Source organism: Plantactinospora soyae, from assembly GCF_014874095.1.
Classification (GTDB): Bacteria; Actinomycetota; Actinomycetes; order Mycobacteriales; family Micromonosporaceae; genus Plantactinospora; species Plantactinospora soyae.
This window is the reverse complement of the sequence record NZ_JADBEB010000001.1, coordinates 70,392-87,531: the sequence shown is the minus strand read 5'-3', so window position 1 is coordinate 87,531 and position 17,140 is coordinate 70,392. Positions and strand designations below refer to the sequence as shown.

Sequence of the window (17,140 nt, the reverse complement as noted above, 5' to 3'; positions counted from 1 at the left end):
GGCCTGGACCGTCGGCCACCCGAGGGAGGACCATGAGCGGTCGGATCCGGCTGTGGCGCGTCGCGGATCTGCCGACGACCAAGGCCGGCGTCGAGCGGGCGTTCTCGTACTTCATCACGGGTGTCCGCTTGGGCACGGTCGCGCAGATGATCCCGGCGGTGTACATCGGCGTGACGACGTCACCGCATGGCGTTGCCTACCTCGCGTGCTGGGTTGCTGCGGCGTGCGCGGCCGTCACGGTCAGCGCGGTGGCGCTGGTGCGCCGTCGACCCCTGGGCGCGGCGGGTTCCGCAGTGGACTTCGCGCTGGCCTGTCTCTTGCTCGTGCTGGGGCCGCTGGTGCTTACGCCGGGCGACCGCTTCGGGACCTGGGTCGCCTACCAGCCGGGCTACGCGCTGTCGGTCCTCTACACGGCCAGCGGTGTCCGCAGCCTCACCCTCTGGGCGGGCGGCCTCCTCGGCGTTGTCGTCTGCTACGTGGTTTATCTCGGCGCCGAGGCCGGGGGGAACATGACCTCGACCGCGATCGGCAACGTCATCAGCTATGTGGTGTACGCGCTGGTCGCCCGCATGTTCTTCGGATTCACGCGCCGCATCGCGCATGACGCCGACGCCTCGCGGGCCCGCGCCGCGGAGCTGGCGCGGCGCGAGGAGGAACGACGTGCCCAGGTGATGATGCACAACGGCGTCGCCCTCATGCGCCTGCTCACCGAGCCGGGGACCGACGCGTCACGCTCCCGCCTCATCGACCAGGCTGAGGTGGAACTGCGGAGAATGCGGACCTACCTGCGAGGCCAAGCGCCGGACGGGGGCGGGGCCGTCGCCGACGCGGCGGGCGATTCCCACCCCACCGTGGTGCTCGCTGCGCTGATCGAGCGGGTCTGCGACCGGTTCGCCGACCTGAACGTCGACGCACTGCTCGACCTCGGCGCTGACCTGGAACTTCCCACCGCGCACGCCGAGGCCCTCGAACGCGCGCTCGAAAGCCTGCTGCTCAACGTACGCGTGCACGCCCGGGCAGATGCCGTCGTGGTCCACCTGGACCAGGGTACGGACGGGAGCTGGACACTGACCGTGCGCGACGACGGTATCGGCTTCGACCCGGCGTCGGTGACCACCGGAATCGGCCTGCGCGAGGTCGTCGTGGGCGAGCTACGGCTGCACGGGCTCGATGTCGATATCGAGTCCGCAGTGGACGAGGGGACGACAGTGACGATCTCGTCCGGGCCCGGGCCGGCAGCGGCGCGTGCAAACCGGAACGCCTCCACGGACGCGGCATGAGGCCCACGGTGGCGGTCGTCGACGACGCATCGCTGATACGCGAGTCGATCGGCCTGCTCATGCCGGGCCTCGACGTCGTCGCTGCGGTCGCGACGGTGGAGGAACTGATGCGCCGTCGCCCGGTGGTAGACGTGGTCCTGCTCGACCTGCACTTGACGAACCTCGAACAGCAGCCTGACGTCCGGCAGGGCGTCGCCGCGATCCGGGCTCTGACGGGCCGTGGCTACCGGGTCTGCATCTACAGCCAGGAGGAGCGCCGCTTCGTCCTTGCGGCATGTATAGCGGCAGGTGCGAGCGGGGCCGTCTCCAAGGCGCTGCCGACCGGCCGGGCCGAGCAACTCCTCCTCGAGGTCGCTTCCGGTGGCACCGTCGTACCACAGTCGGTCGTCGGGATACTCGAGGTTCTGGTCCGGCGGGGCTCCATCACCCTGCTCAGCGAGCGTCAGCGCCAGCTTCTCCACGGCCGTGCCCGCGGACTGAGCTACGCCCAGATTGCCAAGCAACTGTTCGTGAGCGAGTCCACGCTGCGTGGCTACTGGCTCGACCTGACCCGGTCGCTGTCCGACTCCCTGCGCAGCCTCACTCCCAGCGAGATCGAACGGGCCCTCGGACTCGCGCCCGGAGACCTCCTGGAATTCTGGTCCGAAGAAGCGACCGACGCGCGGGACTGGTGGCGCGTCGACACGGGCAGGTGAGTCGATCGGAGGGCTGGGCATCTGCCGCCGGCCATGGTTCTGGTCGGCTGGCCAGCCGTATTGGCCGGTTGACCGGACCGCCGGGTAGCTGACCGTTTGTAGGCTCGCGGCATGGGTTGGGCCCCGGATATCCGCTGGTTCCGCCGCTGGGCGGGCGACGTGATGCCGGCCCGACGGCCGGCGGTTTCCGACGGTACGTTGCGCCACCGCCGTACCCTCCGGGACTGGATCGTCGACGCCGTGCTGTTCGGCCTGGCGGTGCTGTTCTGGGCGTGGACCTGGCAGAGTGCGCCGCTGCACTACGTCGACGCGATCCCCGACTGGATGCACACGATCGATCCCTGGGTCAGCGGCCTCGGCTGCCTGGCCCTGTGGTGGCGGCGCCGGTACCCGATCGGCATCGGCATCGCCATGGTCCTGGTGATGGCGCTGGCGGCGACCGGACTCGCCGCGGTGTTGATCGTGGTCCTCACCGTGGCGGTACACCGGAACTGGCAGCCGGCCACGCTGGTCACCGCGCTCCACCTGCTGCCGTCCCTGTTGTTCGGGTACGAGAACCCGCCGTCCGGCGTCACCCGGTGGGCGTACATCACGCTGATCTGTCTGATGTACCTGACGCCGCTCGGTTGGGGGATCGCGGTACGGGCCCGTCGACAGCTCATCGCGAACCTGCACCGGGATGCCGAGCGGGAACGCCGTGAACACCGGCACCGGCTCTCCGGTGCCCGCCGTGCCGAGCGTGAACGGATCGCACGGGAGATGCACGACGTACTGGCCCATCGGATCTCGCTGATCACGGTGCATGCCGGCGCGTTGGCGTACCGCACGAAGCAGGCCGACGCGGGTGTCGGCGCTCCGCTGGACGCCGGGGAGGTGGGCGGCGCGATCGAGGTCATCCGGGACAACGCCCGACAGGCGCTCGTCGAGCTGGGCGACGTACTCGCGGTCCTTCGCCCCGCCGACACCGCCGCCGACGCCGATCCGGACGACGCCGACGGCGATCCCCGCGAGCCCGACGCCGATCCGGACGACGCCGTCGGCAGCCGGCGCCAGGCCGGCGGCTCCGCCTCGGGTACGGCGGCCGACCGGGCCGCCCCACAGCCCCGGCTCGCCGACATCGCCCGCCTGGTCCGGGAGGCGCAGGAGGCAGGTCAGCGGGTGACGTTCGAGATGGTCTGCGCACCCGGCGCCGCCGATTCGTTGCGTCCGGCGGTGCAGCGTACGGTCTACCGCACCGTCCAGGAGGGCCTGACCAACGCCCGGAAGCACGCCGGCCAGGCGGCCGAGGTGGCGGTACGGGTGGAGGCGACCCCGGCCACCGGGATCGTCGCGACGGTCAGCAACCCGCTGCCGCAGGAGCGACGTACCGTCGAGGAGATGCCGGGTGCCGGGGCCGGGCTGACCGGGCTTGCCGAGCGGCTGACCATCGACGGCGGCACCATCGAGCACGGCGTGATCGGCGGAACGTTCCGGCTCACCACTCGGCTACCGTGGCCCGCATGACCTCGGGTGGTGACGTGATCCGCGTCCTGCTCGTGGACGACGACGCGCTGGTCCGTACCGGTCTGCGACTGATGCTCGGCGGGGCACCCGACATCGAGGTCGTCGGTGAGGCGGCGGACGGGGTGGACGTCGCCGACGCGGTGACCCGGCTGCGCCCGGACGTGGTGCTGATGGACGTCCGGATGCCGCTGCTCGACGGTATCGCGGCGACCCGGGCGATCACGGCCCGATCCGGGGACTCTCCCGAGGTCATCGTGCTGACCACCTTCGACGCCGACGCGACGATCCTCGACGCGCTCCGCAACGGGGCGGCCGGGTTCCTGGTCAAGCACACCCCGCCGGAGCAGATCGTCGACGCGGTACGCCGGGCCGCCGCCGGTGAGCCGGTCCTCTCGCCGACGGTCGCCCGTACCCTGATCGACCATGTCGCGGGCGTCGCCCCGCACCGTCGCCCCGACCAGCGGCACCGGCAGGCCCGGGAGCGGTTCGGTCGGCTCTCCGACCGGGAGCGGTCCGTGGCGGTTGCGGTGGCGGAAGGGCTGTCGAACGGCGAGATCGCGGATCGGCTGTTCATGTCGGTGGGTACGGTCAAGGCGCACGTCTCCAGCGCCCTGGCCAAGCTCGACCTGTCCAACCGGATCCAGCTCGCGCTGCTCGCCCACGACGCGAGCGATGAGCGCGACGGCGGCCGATGAGGTTCTTGACCGTGCTTCGGCCGTTACTATTCGCGGCCGACGACGAGTTGGATCGGCCGTTCGCGACGTAGCAGCAGGTGGGTTGGCACGACGGTTGCCGCCAGTGCCAGCGCCAGGCAGCCGGCCACGACAGCGCCGGCCACGGCCCATGGCACGACTGGCGCGGTCCCTACGGCGCGTGACACCGCCATGAGGGTGACCGTGACCACGCAGGCGGCCAGAACGGCGCCGACCCCTACGGTGAGCAGCGCCTCGACCGCGACCATGCCGATGACCCGGGCGCGGGTGGCACCGACGAGCCGGGTCAGCGCGAACTCCCGTGCCCGGTGCCGGGTTGCCATGATCAACGTGTTCGCGACCGCGATGCCGGTGTAGAGCATCGGCAGGCCGAGCAGGAACAGCAGACCGAGCTGACGGCGGTGGTCGAGGGCCCGTTCCCGGTCCGCCAGCCATTGGTCGCTGGCCTGGAGACGTCCACTCGCACCCGCCGCCTGCCGCAGGGCGTCCAGGGTGCCCGCCGGCTCGGCCCCGACGTCGAGCGTGATGTACGCCGCCGGCGCGAGCGGCACAGGTGCGAGCGCGGCCACCAGGTCCCGGGGGAGCAGCAGGTCGGCAGGGCTGGCGGGATCCGCGACGATCGCGACGATGCGCGGCCGGATGACCACCCCGTCTTCCAGCCCGACCTCGATGTGGCCGCCGACCCGCCAGCCACGCGCCTCGGCCGCGTCCTGGCCGACGGCGACGGTCTGCGTGTCGTCGAGGTCGTCGAGGGTGCCGGCCACCGGCCGCAGTCGGAGCACCTCGCGCAGGTCCGGGTCGACGCCGGCTGCGCCTAGGGGATCGGTGAGCAGCCCGCTGTCTGGATCGCCGACCAGGGCGGTGGTCGGCAGCGGTGCGGTCACTCGTGCCCCCGGCACCCCGCCAAGCGCCCCGACCACGGCCGGCGTCAGCCCTGGCACACCGTTCGGCAGTACCACATGTTCGTACCCGGTCTCCTGGCGTAGCCGCTGCATCTGGGCGACATCACCGGTGGTCGCCGCGCCCACCACGCCGACGGTCAGCGCCATCGTCACCAGCACCGGGGCGGCGGTGCTCGCGGTGCGCCGGACCGCGCCCCCGGTATTGCGGCGGGCCAGCAGCCCGGTCGCTCCACCGAGCCGGGTGGGCGCCGCGAGCGTCCACACCAGCGGGGGCACCAGTACCGGGCTGAGTGCCGTGCCGGCTCCGATGAGCAGGAACGTTGCCAGCACCGCTGCGCTGACGCCGTCCTCTGGTTCGGTGACCGGTGTCCAATGGATCGTCGCGAAGGCGCCGAAGAGCAGCAGCGCCGCCCAGATCCACCGCCCACCGGTCATCGTCGGTTGCTCGTAGGAGGCCGTCCGCAGTGCCTCGATCGGGCGGACCCGACTCGCTCGTCGGGCCGCCGCATTCGCGCCAATCAGAGTGACTGCCACACCAAGGGTGACCGCGAGCACCAGGGGTGCCACGCTGACCCGCACAACCAGCCGTTCGTCGACCAGGCCATGGCGGAGCGCGGCCCAGGCCAGTGCCTGCCCGCCACCGACCCCGATCATGCATCCCGTCAACGAGCCGGCGACTCCGACGACCGCCGCCTCCATCAGCACGCTCGCGCGTACCTGCCAGGTGCTGGCGCCGCCGAGCCGCAACAGCGCGAATTCACGCCACCGTTGGGCAACCACATACGAGAACGTGCTCCCGACCACGAACACCGAGGCGAAGACAGCGATCATCGCCAGCATCGCGAGGGCGCTGGCGAGTTGCTCCGCCTGCGCGCCCGCGTCCGCCCGCGACGTGGCGGCCAGCAACAGCCCGCACGCGGCCACCAGCGCAACCCCGAGAGTCAGCGCCAGCCAGGCACCGACGAAGGCGCCCAGTCGTGCCCGGACGCTGGCCGATCCGATTTTCCACACTCTGATGTGCCTCCCTGGCAAGTAGCAAGATCAGCCTGAAGGTCCGGCCTCTCGGCCACGATCGGGGAAGTCCCCGAGTTCAACCCGGGCGTTCCACGGACCTGCAGAGGAGCAGGCAACATCACCGCGTTGCCCGTCAGGGCAGCGACGATTGACATCCATCAGTAGATGGATTTCGATAGATCAATGGCGATGGGCGGCTCGCCGGTCGCTTCCCACGGCTGTCCTGGGGGCTGACATGCGTGTTCGGAAGATCGGTGCGACCGCAGCGTCCGTGCTGTTGCTGATGTCGCTGGCGGCCTGCGGGGACGACGGCGGCGGGGGAGGGGAGAAGACCCTCACCTACTGGGCCAGCAACCAGGGGCCCAGCCTGGACGCGGACCGGCAGGTCCTGCAACCGGAACTCGACAAGTTCACCCAGCAGACCGGCATCAAGGTCGAGCTGGAGGTGATCGGCTGGCCCGACCTGCTCAACCGGATCCTGGCGGCCACCGCCTCCGGGCAGGGGCCGGACGTACTCAACATCGGCAACACCTGGTCGGCCTCGCTCCAGGCCACCGGCGCCTTCCTGCCCTTCGAGTCGGCCGAGATCGACACTCTCGGCGGCAAGGACCGCTTCCTCGGCCCGAGCTTCGCCGCCACCGGAGCGACCGGTCAGCCACCGACGTCGATGCCGCTCTACGGCCTGGCGTACGGGCTGTTCTACCACAAGCGGCTCTTCGCCGAGGCGGGCATCACCACCCCGCCGAAGAACTGGACCGAGTTCGTCGCCGCCGGCAAGAGGCTGACCAAGGGCGGCCAGTGGGGCCTGGCGGTCGAGGGAGCGAGCTACACCGAGAACGCGCACCACGCCTTCATCTTCGGCCAGCAGCACGGCGCGGACTTCTTCGACGGCGCGGGCAAGCCGCAGTTCACCGGGCCGCACCACGTCATGGCGGTGAAGCAGTACCTCGACTTCATGGCGACCGACAAGATCGCCAACCCCAGCAACGCCGAGTACAGCACGCCGAACCAGCCGATCGGCGACTTCGCCAAGGGCAAGGCCGCGATGCTGCTCTGGCAGAGCAACGCGATCAGCCTGCTCGCCGCCGCCGGAATGAAACCCGACGAGTACGGCGTCGCGCCGATCCCGATCGCCGACCCGCTCCCGCCGGGCGGCAAGCGGGTGAACAGCCACGTGGCCGGGATCAACATCTCGGTCTTCAAGAACACCGAGAACCGGGACGGCGCCCTGGAGCTGGTGAAGTTCCTGACCAGCAGCGGCGAGCAGCAGATCCTCAACAAGGCGCTCGGGTCACTGCCGGTGGTCAAGGACGCCTACTCCGATCCTGCCTTCGAGACCCCGGTGATCAAGGTCTTCCAGGACGTACTCGCCAACACCGCCGGGCCGCTGCCACAGGTGCCCGAGGAGAGCAAGTTCGAGACCACGGTGGGCAGCGGGATGCGGGACCTCTTCGCCAAGATCGCGAGCGGACAACCGGTCGGTGAGGCAGAGGTCGCGGCGGCGCTCACCAAGGCCCAGCAGGAGATGGGCACCGGTGGCTGACCGCCCCGGGTCGACCGGGGCGCGTCGTCGGGCCGGTGCCGGTTGGCGCCGGCCCGGCCTGGCGTACCTGCTGTTGCTGCCGGCGCTGCTCCTGGAGTTGCTCGTCCACCTGGTGCCGATGGCTGTCGGGGTCTGGATGAGCTTCCGCGAGCTGACCCAGTTCTTCATCCGGAACTGGTCGGCGGCACCCTGGGCCGGGCTGCGCAACTACAAGGTGGCGGTCGACGTCGACTCGGCGATCGGCGCCGCGCTGCTCCGCTCACTCTGGATCACCCTGGCGTACGCGCTGCTAGTGGTCGTCGGCTCCTGGCTGCTCGGCTTCGTCGCGGCACTGCTGCTCCAGCGGCCGATGCGCAACCGGGGACTGCTTCGTACCCTCTTCCTCGTCCCGTACGCGCTGCCCGCCTACGCGGCGGTGATCGCCTGGAACTTCATGTTGCAGCGGGACACCGGGATGATCAACCACCTACTGGTGGACAACCTGCACCTGACCGACGACCGGGCGTTCTGGCTGCTCGGCGATCGTAGCTTCGTCGCGATCGTCCTGGTGTCGATCTGGCGGCACTGGCCGTTCGCGTTCCTGATCATCATGGCGGGGATGCAGAACATCCCGACCGACCTCTACGAGGCTGCCGCGATCGACGGTGCCGGCCCCGGCCAGCAGATCCGCCGGGTGACCCTGCCGATGCTGCGGCCGGTCAGCCTGGTGCTGATCCTGGTGCTCTTCCTCTGGACGTTCAACGACTTCACCACCCCGTTCGTGCTGTTCGGCGCGGCGACACCGGAGCAGGCCGACCTGATCTCGGTGCACATCTACCAGAGCTCGTTCGTGACCTGGAACTTCGGGCTCGGTTCGGCGATGTCCGTACTGCTGCTGCTCTTCCTGCTCCTGCTCACCGCCGGGTACCTGCTGCTGACCTCCAGGAGGCGCCGCCGTGCTGTTTGAGCCCCGCTGGTTCCGCTGGGTCCGCTGGGTGGGCCTGACCTTCTTCGCCGGCCTCGTCCTGCTGCCGTTGTACGTGATGGCGACCTCCGCCGCCAAGCCGCTGCGCGACGTACAGAGCGATTTTCGCTGGATCCCGAGCGGGCTGACGTTGCGGCCGTTCGCCGACATCTGGCGGACGATCCCGCTCGGCCGGTACTTCGTGAACAGTGTGATCGTCGCCTCGACCGCCGCGCTGCTCTCCGTCGTGGTCGCCGTCTTCGCCGCGTACGCCATCAGCCGGTTCCGGTTCCCCGGACGTGGACTCTTCTCGGTCACGGTGCTCTCCACCCAGATGTTCCCGGGCATCCTGTTCCTGCTGCCGCTGTTCCTGATCTACGTCAACATCGACCAGCTCACCGGCATCACCCTGTACGGCTCCCGGTTCGGTCTGGTCATCACCTATCTGACCTTCTCGCTGCCGTTCTCGATCTGGATGCTGGTCGGCTACTTCAACTCGATCCCCCGGGAGCTGGACGAGGCCGCGTTGGTCGACGGGGCCGGACCCGTCGGCGCGCTGCTCCGGGTGGTGGTGCCGGTCGCCCTGCCCGGCATCGTCGCGGTCGCCATCTACGCCTTCGTGACCGCCTGGAGCGAGGTGCTGTTCGCCTCGATCATGACCACCGAACAGAGCCGTACGCTGCCGGTCGGACTACAGCTCTACTCGACCCAGGCCGGCGTCTACTGGAACCAGGTGATGGCGGCCTCGTTGGTGGTCAGCGTGCCGGTGGCGGCCGGATTCCTTATGCTGCAACGGTTCCTGGTCCAGGGACTGACCGCCGGGGCGGTGAAGTAGCCGGCCGGAAACCGGGTTATGTACGGGCCCGGGTTTCAGTACACTCAGCACGAACCGAGCGCGATCTTGTCACTTCATGACGAACGCGCGGGACGACGAGCGAGGGGAGCCGGCCGTGCAGTACCGCACCGCTGTGACCATTCCCCAGTCCCGGCACCGGGTGATTCTGACGTCTTCCTGACCTCCGGGTGTCGGCCCGCGCGGCCACCCCGGATGGCGTGACACATCCCTGATCCGAGCCGATCGAAGGCGTACCCCCGATCGCGCTCCGGACGATCCACGGGGTTCCTGCCTGCCCGCCGCCCTCTGCGGGGCCGGCCGGCTCGCCCTGTCACGCCAATCGCGCCGTCCCCGTTCGGTTCACCCAGGAAGGCCATCGGCCGTGCGTACCGACCTGCACCACCATGCCAACGACGCCCTGACCCGCATCCGCAACCTGGGCATCCTCGCCCACGTCGATGCCGGCAAGACCACCACCACCGAACGAATCCTGTACGTCACCGGCGCCACCTACAAGCGCGGCGAGGTGCACGACGGGACGACCGTCACCGACTTCGACTCCCAGGAGCGTGACCGTGGCATCACCATTTTCGCCGCCGCCGTCAGCTGCGACTGGGCCGGTCACCGGATCAACCTGATCGACACCCCGGGACACGTCGACTTCGCCGACGAGGTCGAACGGGCCCTGCGGGTGCTCGACGGCGCGATCGCGGTCTTCGACGGCGTCGCGGGCGTCGAACCGCAGAGCGAGTCGGTCTGGCGGCAGGCCGACCGGCACCGGGTACCCCGGATCGCCTTCGTCAACAAGCTGGACCGGGCCGGCGCCGACCTGGACGACGCGGTCCGGTCGATCCGGGAACGGCTCCGGGTGACGCCGCTGGTGGTCCAACTGCCGATCGGGCGGGAGGACGACTTCACCGGCGTGGTCGACCTGCTCCGGATGCGCGCGCTGGTCTGGGCCGACGGCGACACGTTCACCGAGGGGCCGGTACCGGACGACCTGCGGCCGGAGGCGGAACGACGGCGCCGGGTACTGGAGGAGGCGGTGGCCGAACTGCATCCGACCGCGCTGGAGGAGTTCTGTGCCCACTCGACACTGTCCGCGGCGACGCTGGCCGCCGCGTTGCGGGACCTGACCCGTACCGGCGACGGCCTGGTCGTGCTCTGCGGCTCGGCGTACCGGAACCGGGGCGTGGAACCGCTGCTCGACGCGGCGGTGGCGTACCTGCCCTCGCCGCTGGACGTGCCGGCGGTGCGCGGCGTACGGGACGGCGTGCCGCAGGAACGGGCCGCCGACCCGGCGGCGCCGTTCGCCGCGCTGGTGTTCAAGGTGAACTCCACCGCGACCGGGCGACTGACCTACCTGCGGGTGTACTCGGGAACGATCCGGAAGGGAGGCGTGGTGCTGGACACCGGCGCGCGGCGTACCGAACGGATCGGGCGGATCCTGCGGGTCCAGGCAGACCGGCACACCGAGGTGGACCGGGCGGAGGCCGGCGACATCGTCGCGGTGGTCGGGCTCAAGGCCGCCCGTACCGGGGCGACCCTGTGTCTGCCCGGGGCGCCGCTGCTCCTCGAACCGCCGAGCGTGGCCGATCCGGTGGTCTCGGTGGCGGTCGAGCCCCGGCGGGGCACCGACAGCGAGCGCCTGACGTCGGCGTTGGCCCGGCTGGTCGAGGAGGATCCCTCGCTGGCCATCCGGACCGACTCCGAGACCGGCCAGACCGTGCTGTCCGGGATGGGAGAACTGCATCTGGAGGTGGCGGTGGAGAAGATCCGTCGAGCCCACGGGCTGGAGGTGAACGTCGGTCGGCCACAGGTGGCCTACCGGGAGACCGTGGTACGCGGGGTGACCGGGCTGCTGTACCGGCACGTCAAGCAGGACGGCGGCGCCGGCCAGTACGCGCACGTCGTACTCGATGTGGAACCGCTGGCACCCAGCGACCCGGACCCGGCCGGCGACGGCGGAACCGGCAACGGCTCCGGCGGCGGCGACGCGCGGGACTTCGCGTTCGGCTCGACCGTCGTCGGCGGCCGGGTGCCCAAGGAGTACGTCCGGGCGGTCGAGGCCGGCTGCCGGGACGCGCTCGCCGAGGGTCCACTCGGCGGTCATCGGGTGATCGGCCTGCGGGTCAACCTCGCCGACGGCGCCACGCATCCGAAGGACTCCTCGGAGCTGGCGTTCCGGACGGCGGGCCGGCTCGCGCTCCGGGAGGCGCTCCGGGCCAGCGAGATGGTTCTGCTGGAACCGGTGGTCGAGGTGACGGTGACCGTGCCCGACGACGCCGTCGGCGGGGTGCTGGGCGACCTGGCGGCCCGACGCGGCCGGGTCTCCGGCTCGACCACCCGGGCCGGCACCGTCGTGGTCACCGCGACCGTGCCGCTGGCCGAGCTGTTCGGCTACGCGACCCGGTTGCGTAGCCGGACCCAGGGCCGGGGCACCTTCACCACCCGGGCCACCGGCTACACCCCCGCGCCGAGCTGAGATGTAAGGAAGGGCCCCTTCCTATCGCTTTTTGCATAGGAAGGGGCCCTTCTTAACACCACCCTGGCGGCGTCGGTCAGCCGAGTCGGGAGAACACCCCGATGCCGTTCGGCACCGGGCGCTCGGCGCCACCGGACGGATGGTTGCGTACCTGGACGGCGGGATCCGCGACGGTCCGGGTGACCAGGGTCGACGATCCACCGCCGTCGAGGTTGACCGCGCTGGCCGCGCCGAGATCCCGCAGCGTCAGCGCGAGGTCGAGAATCGTGAGGCCGGGCCCGGCGCCGTCGACGGCCACCAGATACAGTCGCCGGCCGTCGGCGCTGACCCCGGCCGCGGTACGGACGGCAGCCGTCCTCGCGTCCAGCCCGGCCAGCGGCGCACCGTCGCGGAGGATCGGGAACCCGCCGACCGCGAACGTGAACGGCATCCGGGTGTCGGGGACGAGGTCGTAGTCGACGCGTACCCGCTCGCCGACCTCGAACTGGCGCAGTGTCTCGGCACCCTGCTCCCGGCCGACCAGCACCACCGTGTCCCGGGCGATCGCGCCGGTTCCTGGTTCGGTGCCGACCGTGGTGACCCGGCCGTGCCGCACGCTCACCTCGTAGGTGTCGGTGCTACAGGCGGCGGCCCGGTCGGTGTCGGTGCCGCAGGTGGGGCGCTTACGGGACACCGTGCCCCAGTCGCTGTCGAACACCCCGAGCCCGTTCACCGGCAGCGCGTACTGGTTGAATCCGGTGACCGCGAACTTGTCCCGGCCGGCGGAGATCTTGCCGCGCAGGTCCACCCGGGCGAGTCGACCCCGCCGGTCCACCCCGACACCGAGTACGTCGGAGGTGGACGTACCCGGCGGCAGCCCCGGCCCGAACCGCTGCCCGTTCGGTACGGCGGCCTTCAGGTCGTCGCGCCCGGCGATCGCCGGCCCGACGGCGGACCCGGTCACCTCGACCCCGGCCTGGACGTTGCTGATGTTGAAGAAGTCGCCGTTGACCGCCGCGACCGCCCGCCGGTTGTTCGCCTGCTGGGAGATCGGCGCCCGGGCCGCGACCGCGCCCGGCGTCAGCAGGTCCACGGTCACCAGGGGATTGCGCAGGTCGACCTCGACGAGATGACCGGGTACGGTGCCGCCGGCAGTGGCCCGGCTGAACTCCCGGTACGTCACCCCGGGCGCGAGAGCACCGGGCACCAGGGCACCGGGAGCTGCCGCTGTCGCCGGGTTCGTGGCCGTGCCGGTCGGGTTCGGCGCCGCAACCGCCGGGTTCGCCGTCGTCAGGACGGCCAGTACCAGGCCGAGCGCCGACGAGGCCAGGGCTCGACGGGGTCGCTTCGAACGATTCATCTGGAACAGCAAGGCCATCGCCTCCGGACGGGACGGAACGGGAAACACCCGTCAGACTTCCGCCGGAGATGATCGAGGTCAAACGAACATCGGCTGGCCGCCCGGTTACCCGACCCCGTCCGTACCGGTCAGCTCGGGTCGGCGTCGGTGCTGGGCTCGGGAGTCATGGTGAGGCGTACCCGGACGCCCTCGGCATCGCTCCGGACATCGATCGAGTCGGCGAGTTCCCGGGCCAGCCAGAGCCCCATCCCGCCGTTCGCGGACGGCCGGGGACGGGCGCGGGGAACGGTCAACGGATCGGCGAGGCCGGGGCCACGGTCCCGGACCTCGCACACCAGGTGCTCCGCCCGCCACAGCCGCACCTCGCCCCAGCCGCCGCCATGCCGTACGGCGTTGGTCATCGCCTCGTTGATCGCGGTCACGAAGTCGTCGAGCCGGGGCCCGCCCAATCCGGCCGCGTGGAGACACTCGGTGAGTGTCCGGCGTACGTCGGCGACCCGCACGCCGTCAAAGTCGTCCTGGAACAACATCGGGCCATGCTGAGTATCCGTCCGTTGATCGTGCAACGGACCGTCCGTCATGGCGCCTCCAAGGTCACCGGACCCGTCAGGGTACAGCGGACGGTACCCAGCGGCGGCGATGTCAACCGCGTACGGCCGGGCCATCCTGGGTCGGCGACCGATTCCCACCCTCGGTGACCGGTCACCGACGCCGATGACTACGCAGTGTTAATAGCACTCAACAGTGCGTAAGCAGTCTGTCGGCCGCTGACATCGCCGTGCGACCGGACGAAGGAGTCCGCCCGCAGGTTGTGCACCCGGCCGGCCTGGAAATGGTAGGCGCCCCCGACGTCCAGGAGTTCACCCTGCGGCTGGACCACCTCCGGTGTCTTCAGCGCACCGTTGCGGCCCAGCCCGCCGTACGGGTCGTTCGCGTCACCCAGCCCGGCACCCGCGTGCCGGGCCAGCCGGGAGGCGGCGGCGTACGCCAGGCCGATCGCGCGGTCGTTGACGGTGTGCGTGATCAGCAGCGGCCCGGTCAACTTTCCGCTGGCCAGCAGCGGCCGGAAGAAGCCGTTCTCGCCCCGGCCGTTGAAGTTGACGGCGAAGCCGTGGTGGCTGAACGCGCCCTGCAACAGGGTGCACGAGTGCAGGCTCGGGTGCCGTACGGCGGCGGCCGAGACCGCCCGGGCGCCGAACGAATGGCCGGCCAGGTGCAGCCGGGCCTGCGGAGCCGCCGCGGCCAGCGCGGACAGCAGTGCGGCGATGCCGCCGGAGCCGACCTGCCCGGCCCTGTCCTTCATCGTGTAGTAGGTGGTGATGTTCAGCAGGCCGCGCGCCCGACGCAGCATGTCGTCGAGGCCGAAGTCGAACCCGGCCGCCCCACCGGACGGCACCCCGACCCCGCCCGGTACGACGTCGACCCCGCCCGGTACGACGTCGACCCCGCCCGGTACGACGTCGAACCCGGCCGCCCCGCCGGACCGCTCGGGCAGGCCGAAGTCGACCTCGGGGCCGCCCGCCTCCGCGAAGACCTCCTCCGGGTCGCCGTCGAGGAACGCTTCCGGCGGCGGATCCTCGTCCACCTCGGCACCGCCTCCGGTGCTCGGGGTGGCCGCCGCGCTCGGCAGCTGCTCGCGCAGGGCGTCGAGGAACTCCCGCCGGGCCTGGGCGGATTCGCTCAGCTTCGGCACGAGCCGGCTGAGCAGTGCCGCCCTGGCCGGATCCTCGATCCGTTCCGCGATCGCCCCGGTCAGCGCGGCGGCCTCGTCGCCGAACCCGGCACCGCCGCCGGCCACCTCGTCCTCGTCGGACCAGCGGATCGACGGCCAGAGTACGCCGATCACGGCCAGGGACCGGGACGCCGCCGACGGGACCGCGGAGCGTACCGCCGCCATGTTGTCGGTCAGCCGGACGTAGAGCCGTCGGGCCTGCGGTATGTCGTTGTTCCAGCCGTGGCAGAGGACGAGGACGTCGGTCACCCCCGCGGCGGCGACCAGGTCCAACGCCGCCCGCCGCTGGTTCTCGTCATGGATCGCTCCGGTGGACTCGATCTCCACCTCCGCGTACGGAAACTGCATCTCAGTACTCCATCCCGAATGGATCAGACCGATTGCAGGGCGCGCATCGCGTCGACGAGTCCGTAGCCCTGGAACGAGCGGTCCCGGCCGAGGCTGGTCGCGGACTCGAGCAGTGCGCGTTTGACCCGGTGTGGTTGTCCGATGAACTCCTGGTGCACCGACATGAAGGCCGCCGCGACCCCGGACACGTGCGGAGCGGCCATCGAGGTGCCGGAGTTCTCCACGTACGTCGCCTCGGGGACACCGGCCAGCGCACGCTCCAGCAACCTGCCGGTACCGGCGCTGATCACCCGCTCGCCCGGCGCCACCAGGTCCGGCTTGGCCCGGCCGTCGCCGGTGGGCCCCTTCGAGGAGAAGTAGGAGACGCCCGAGGCGTGTGGCCGGCAGGACGTCGCGCCCACCGTGATGGCCAGTTCGGCGTTGCCCGGATCGTTGATGGTCAGGTCGAACGCCGTCCGCATCCGCCGTCCGCCGGCGTCGATGACGTAGCCGTACCCGGTGTTGCCGGCCGCGACCACCACGACGACGCCGGACTGCACCAACCGGTCGACCTCGCGGCAGATCGGGCTGAGTCCGGTGGCGAACCAGGTCGGGTCGAACGGGTAGCCGACCGACAGGTTCACCCCGTGTACGAGCAGCTCACGGCCATGATCGTTGAGTTCCTGGATGTACTCCAGTGCCGCCAGCACGGCGGCCATGTCCCCGGAGCCGTCGTCCCGGAGGATCTTGCAGGAGAGCAGCTTGCAGCGCGGTGCCATCCCGCTGATCGTCCGCAGGTGGACCCGCTCGCAGCGGGTGTCCCCGGCGTCCGGTTGGTACCAGGTGGCCGCCGTCAGCGGCGGGGCGGAGTCGTCGACGATCTGCTCACCGGCCAGGATCCCGGCCACGTGGGTGCCGTGACCGGCGAGATCGACGACCGCCTGGTCATCGCTGGTACCGAAGATGAAGGACCGGTGGGCCAGCGGCGCGGCCAGACCCAGGTTGTCGTGCCGGTGGAAGTGCGGATGGGCGGCGTCGATGCCGGAGTCGAGCACCGCCCAGACCAGGTCCTGGCCGTACGCGTTGAAGGCGCGGTGCGCCGCCTGGCACTTGGTGGTCACCACCGAGCGGTGGATCAGCGGCTGGACCTCGAAGTTGGGCCAGATCCGGTGGATGGACCAGCGCTGGGCGGGACCGCTGACGGCCGGCGGTGCCACCTCCTCGACGGTCCGACCCGGGCGGGTGCCGGTCCCACCGTCCACTTCGGCCTCCGCCTCGGCATCGGCGTCCGCGTCGGCCGCGTCGGTGGCGTCGGCGGCCACCAGGGCCCGAATCTGGGTGGCGGTGAGGGCGCTGCTGACGTACGAGCCGATCGGCCAGACCGGAGTGCTGGCGCCGGCGACCTGCACGATGAGTTCGCGGACCCGGGACTGGGCCCGTGGCACCCCGCCCGGATGCCGGGTACGCAGCTCGATCACCACGCCGATCGGCTCGTTGCCCGACTCCCGCATCCGCTCCTGAAGGGGCCGGGCGATCACCGAGTCGGTGACCAGACTGGGGGAGGTGGGTACCGGCGACAGCGGATCGGCCCGGTCGCCGCCGTACGCGTTCTGCTTGGCCGATCCGAACTCGGCGGGCAGCGGCTCCGCCGGGCGCCCCGGGTCGGCATTGTCCTGGTCCATGGAATCCCTTTCGTGACTTCTGGACCATCGTTTCCGTAGCCGGGGTCGGAGGGAAGTGGCGGACGTGGATCTGACAGTCCGGCTCGACCCCTGACCCGGAGTGCGGCCCGGCCGCCGCCGTCCGGGCGCCGCCGCCGCTGCCCGGCC

At 70.9% G+C, this 17,140-nt stretch carries 13 protein-coding genes; 8 read left to right on the top strand and 5 right to left on the bottom strand.

Features of this window, described 5'->3' with window-relative positions; all coding sequences use genetic code 11:
• Nucleotides 1–32 precede the first annotated feature (32 nt).
• The 4 genes from H4W31_RS00335 to H4W31_RS00320 all read left to right on the top strand — a co-directional run bounded on the left by H4W31_RS00335 (nt 33) and on the right by H4W31_RS00320 (nt 4,173).
• Nucleotides 33–1,280 (top strand): sensor histidine kinase, encoded by a 1,248-nt coding sequence (locus tag H4W31_RS00335; protein ID WP_225945329.1) that lies wholly within the window; start codon nt 33–35, stop codon nt 1,278–1,280.
• Nucleotides 1,281–1,288: 8 nt separating this feature from the next.
• The gene (locus tag H4W31_RS00330) at nt 1,289–1,975 is read left to right on the top strand and encodes a response regulator transcription factor (protein ID WP_318782951.1); all 687 of its coding nucleotides are present in this window, start codon (nt 1,289–1,291) and stop codon (nt 1,973–1,975) included.
• A 111-nt stretch (nt 1,976–2,086) separates the two neighbouring features.
• Entirely contained in the window at nt 2,087–3,478 is a 1,392-nt protein-coding gene (locus H4W31_RS00325; protein ID WP_192764792.1) for a sensor histidine kinase, read from the top strand.
• The gene (locus H4W31_RS00320; protein WP_192764791.1) at nt 3,475–4,173 is read left to right on the top strand and encodes a response regulator; all 699 of its coding nucleotides are present in this window, start codon (nt 3,475–3,477) and stop codon (nt 4,171–4,173) included. Before H4W31_RS00325 ends, H4W31_RS00320 begins: the two co-directional genes overlap by 4 nt.
• Nucleotides 4,174–4,199: 26 nt before the next feature.
• Here the strand turns inward: H4W31_RS00320 and H4W31_RS00315 are convergent, their stop codons facing one another.
• On the bottom strand, nt 4,200–6,104 hold the full coding sequence (locus tag H4W31_RS00315; protein ID WP_192764790.1) for an FtsX-like permease family protein: 1,905 nt from the start codon (nt 6,102–6,104) through the stop codon (nt 4,200–4,202).
• Nucleotides 6,105–6,342: 238 nt separating this feature from the next.
• Between H4W31_RS00315 and H4W31_RS00310 the strand changes: the two genes are divergently transcribed.
• The 4 genes from H4W31_RS00310 (at nt 6,343) to fusA (ending at nt 11,913) form a co-directional block, all read left to right on the top strand.
• Nucleotides 6,343–7,650, top strand: a complete 1,308-nt coding sequence (locus tag H4W31_RS00310; RefSeq protein ID WP_192764789.1) for a sugar ABC transporter substrate-binding protein — start codon at nt 6,343–6,345, stop codon at nt 7,648–7,650.
• Nucleotides 7,643–8,596 (top strand): carbohydrate ABC transporter permease, encoded by a 954-nt coding sequence (locus H4W31_RS00305; protein WP_318782950.1) that lies wholly within the window; start codon nt 7,643–7,645, stop codon nt 8,594–8,596. The genes H4W31_RS00310 and H4W31_RS00305 overlap by 8 nt, the downstream gene beginning before the upstream one ends.
• The gene (locus H4W31_RS00300; RefSeq protein ID WP_318782949.1) at nt 8,586–9,428 is read left to right on the top strand and encodes a carbohydrate ABC transporter permease; all 843 of its coding nucleotides are present in this window, start codon (nt 8,586–8,588) and stop codon (nt 9,426–9,428) included. The genes H4W31_RS00305 and H4W31_RS00300 overlap by 11 nt, the downstream gene beginning before the upstream one ends.
• A 382-nt stretch (nt 9,429–9,810) precedes the next feature.
• Nucleotides 9,811–11,913, top strand: a complete 2,103-nt coding sequence (gene fusA, locus H4W31_RS00295; RefSeq protein WP_192764787.1) for an elongation factor G — start codon at nt 9,811–9,813, stop codon at nt 11,911–11,913.
• A gap of 76 nt (nt 11,914–11,989) precedes the next feature.
• On the opposite strand, the gene H4W31_RS00290 is transcribed toward fusA, so the two are convergent.
• From H4W31_RS00290 to H4W31_RS00275, 4 genes are all read right to left on the bottom strand, one after another.
• Nucleotides 11,990–13,252 carry a phosphodiester glycosidase family protein gene (locus tag H4W31_RS00290; protein ID WP_192764786.1) on the bottom strand — a complete coding sequence of 421 codons (1,263 nt, stop codon included), beginning with the start codon at nt 13,250–13,252 and terminating at the stop codon, nt 11,990–11,992.
• 128 nt (nt 13,253–13,380) lie between these two features.
• Complete coding sequence (locus tag H4W31_RS00285) at nt 13,381–13,782, bottom strand: ATP-binding protein (protein ID WP_225945328.1); 402 nt, start codon at nt 13,780–13,782, stop codon at nt 13,381–13,383.
• Nucleotides 13,783–13,970: 188 nt separating this feature from the next.
• Complete coding sequence (locus H4W31_RS00280; protein WP_192764784.1) at nt 13,971–15,332, bottom strand: hypothetical protein; 1,362 nt, start codon at nt 15,330–15,332, stop codon at nt 13,971–13,973.
• A 23-nt stretch (nt 15,333–15,355) separates the two neighbouring features.
• Nucleotides 15,356–16,993: a S8 family peptidase gene (locus H4W31_RS00275; RefSeq protein ID WP_192764783.1), complete on the bottom strand. Its 1,638-nt coding sequence runs from the start codon at nt 16,991–16,993 to the stop codon at nt 15,356–15,358.
• Between the last annotated feature and the right edge of the window lie 147 nt (nt 16,994–17,140).

Bases quoted from the DNA above. Each gene is read 5' to 3' on its own strand.
- H4W31_RS00325 (WP_192764792.1), top strand. From the start codon at position 2,087: ATGGGTTGGGCCCCGGATATCCGCTGGTTCCGCCGCTGGGCGGGCGAC.
- H4W31_RS00320 (WP_192764791.1), top strand. From the start codon at position 3,475: ATGACCTCGGGTGGTGACGTGATCCGCGTCCTGCTCGTGGACGACGAC.
- H4W31_RS00275 (WP_192764783.1), bottom strand. From the start codon at position 16,993: ATGGACCAGGACAATGCCGACCCGGGGCGCCCGGCGGAGCCGCTGCCC.
- H4W31_RS00280 (WP_192764784.1), bottom strand. From the start codon at position 15,332: ATGCAGTTTCCGTACGCGGAGGTGGAGATCGAGTCCACCGGAGCGATC.
- H4W31_RS00285 (WP_225945328.1), bottom strand. From the start codon at position 13,782: ATGTTGTTCCAGGACGACTTTGACGGCGTGCGGGTCGCCGACGTACGC.
- H4W31_RS00290 (WP_192764786.1), bottom strand. From the start codon at position 13,252: ATGAATCGTTCGAAGCGACCCCGTCGAGCCCTGGCCTCGTCGGCGCTC.
- H4W31_RS00335 (WP_225945329.1), top strand. From the start codon at position 33: ATGAGCGGTCGGATCCGGCTGTGGCGCGTCGCGGATCTGCCGACGACC.
- H4W31_RS00310 (WP_192764789.1), top strand. From the start codon at position 6,343: ATGCGTGTTCGGAAGATCGGTGCGACCGCAGCGTCCGTGCTGTTGCTG.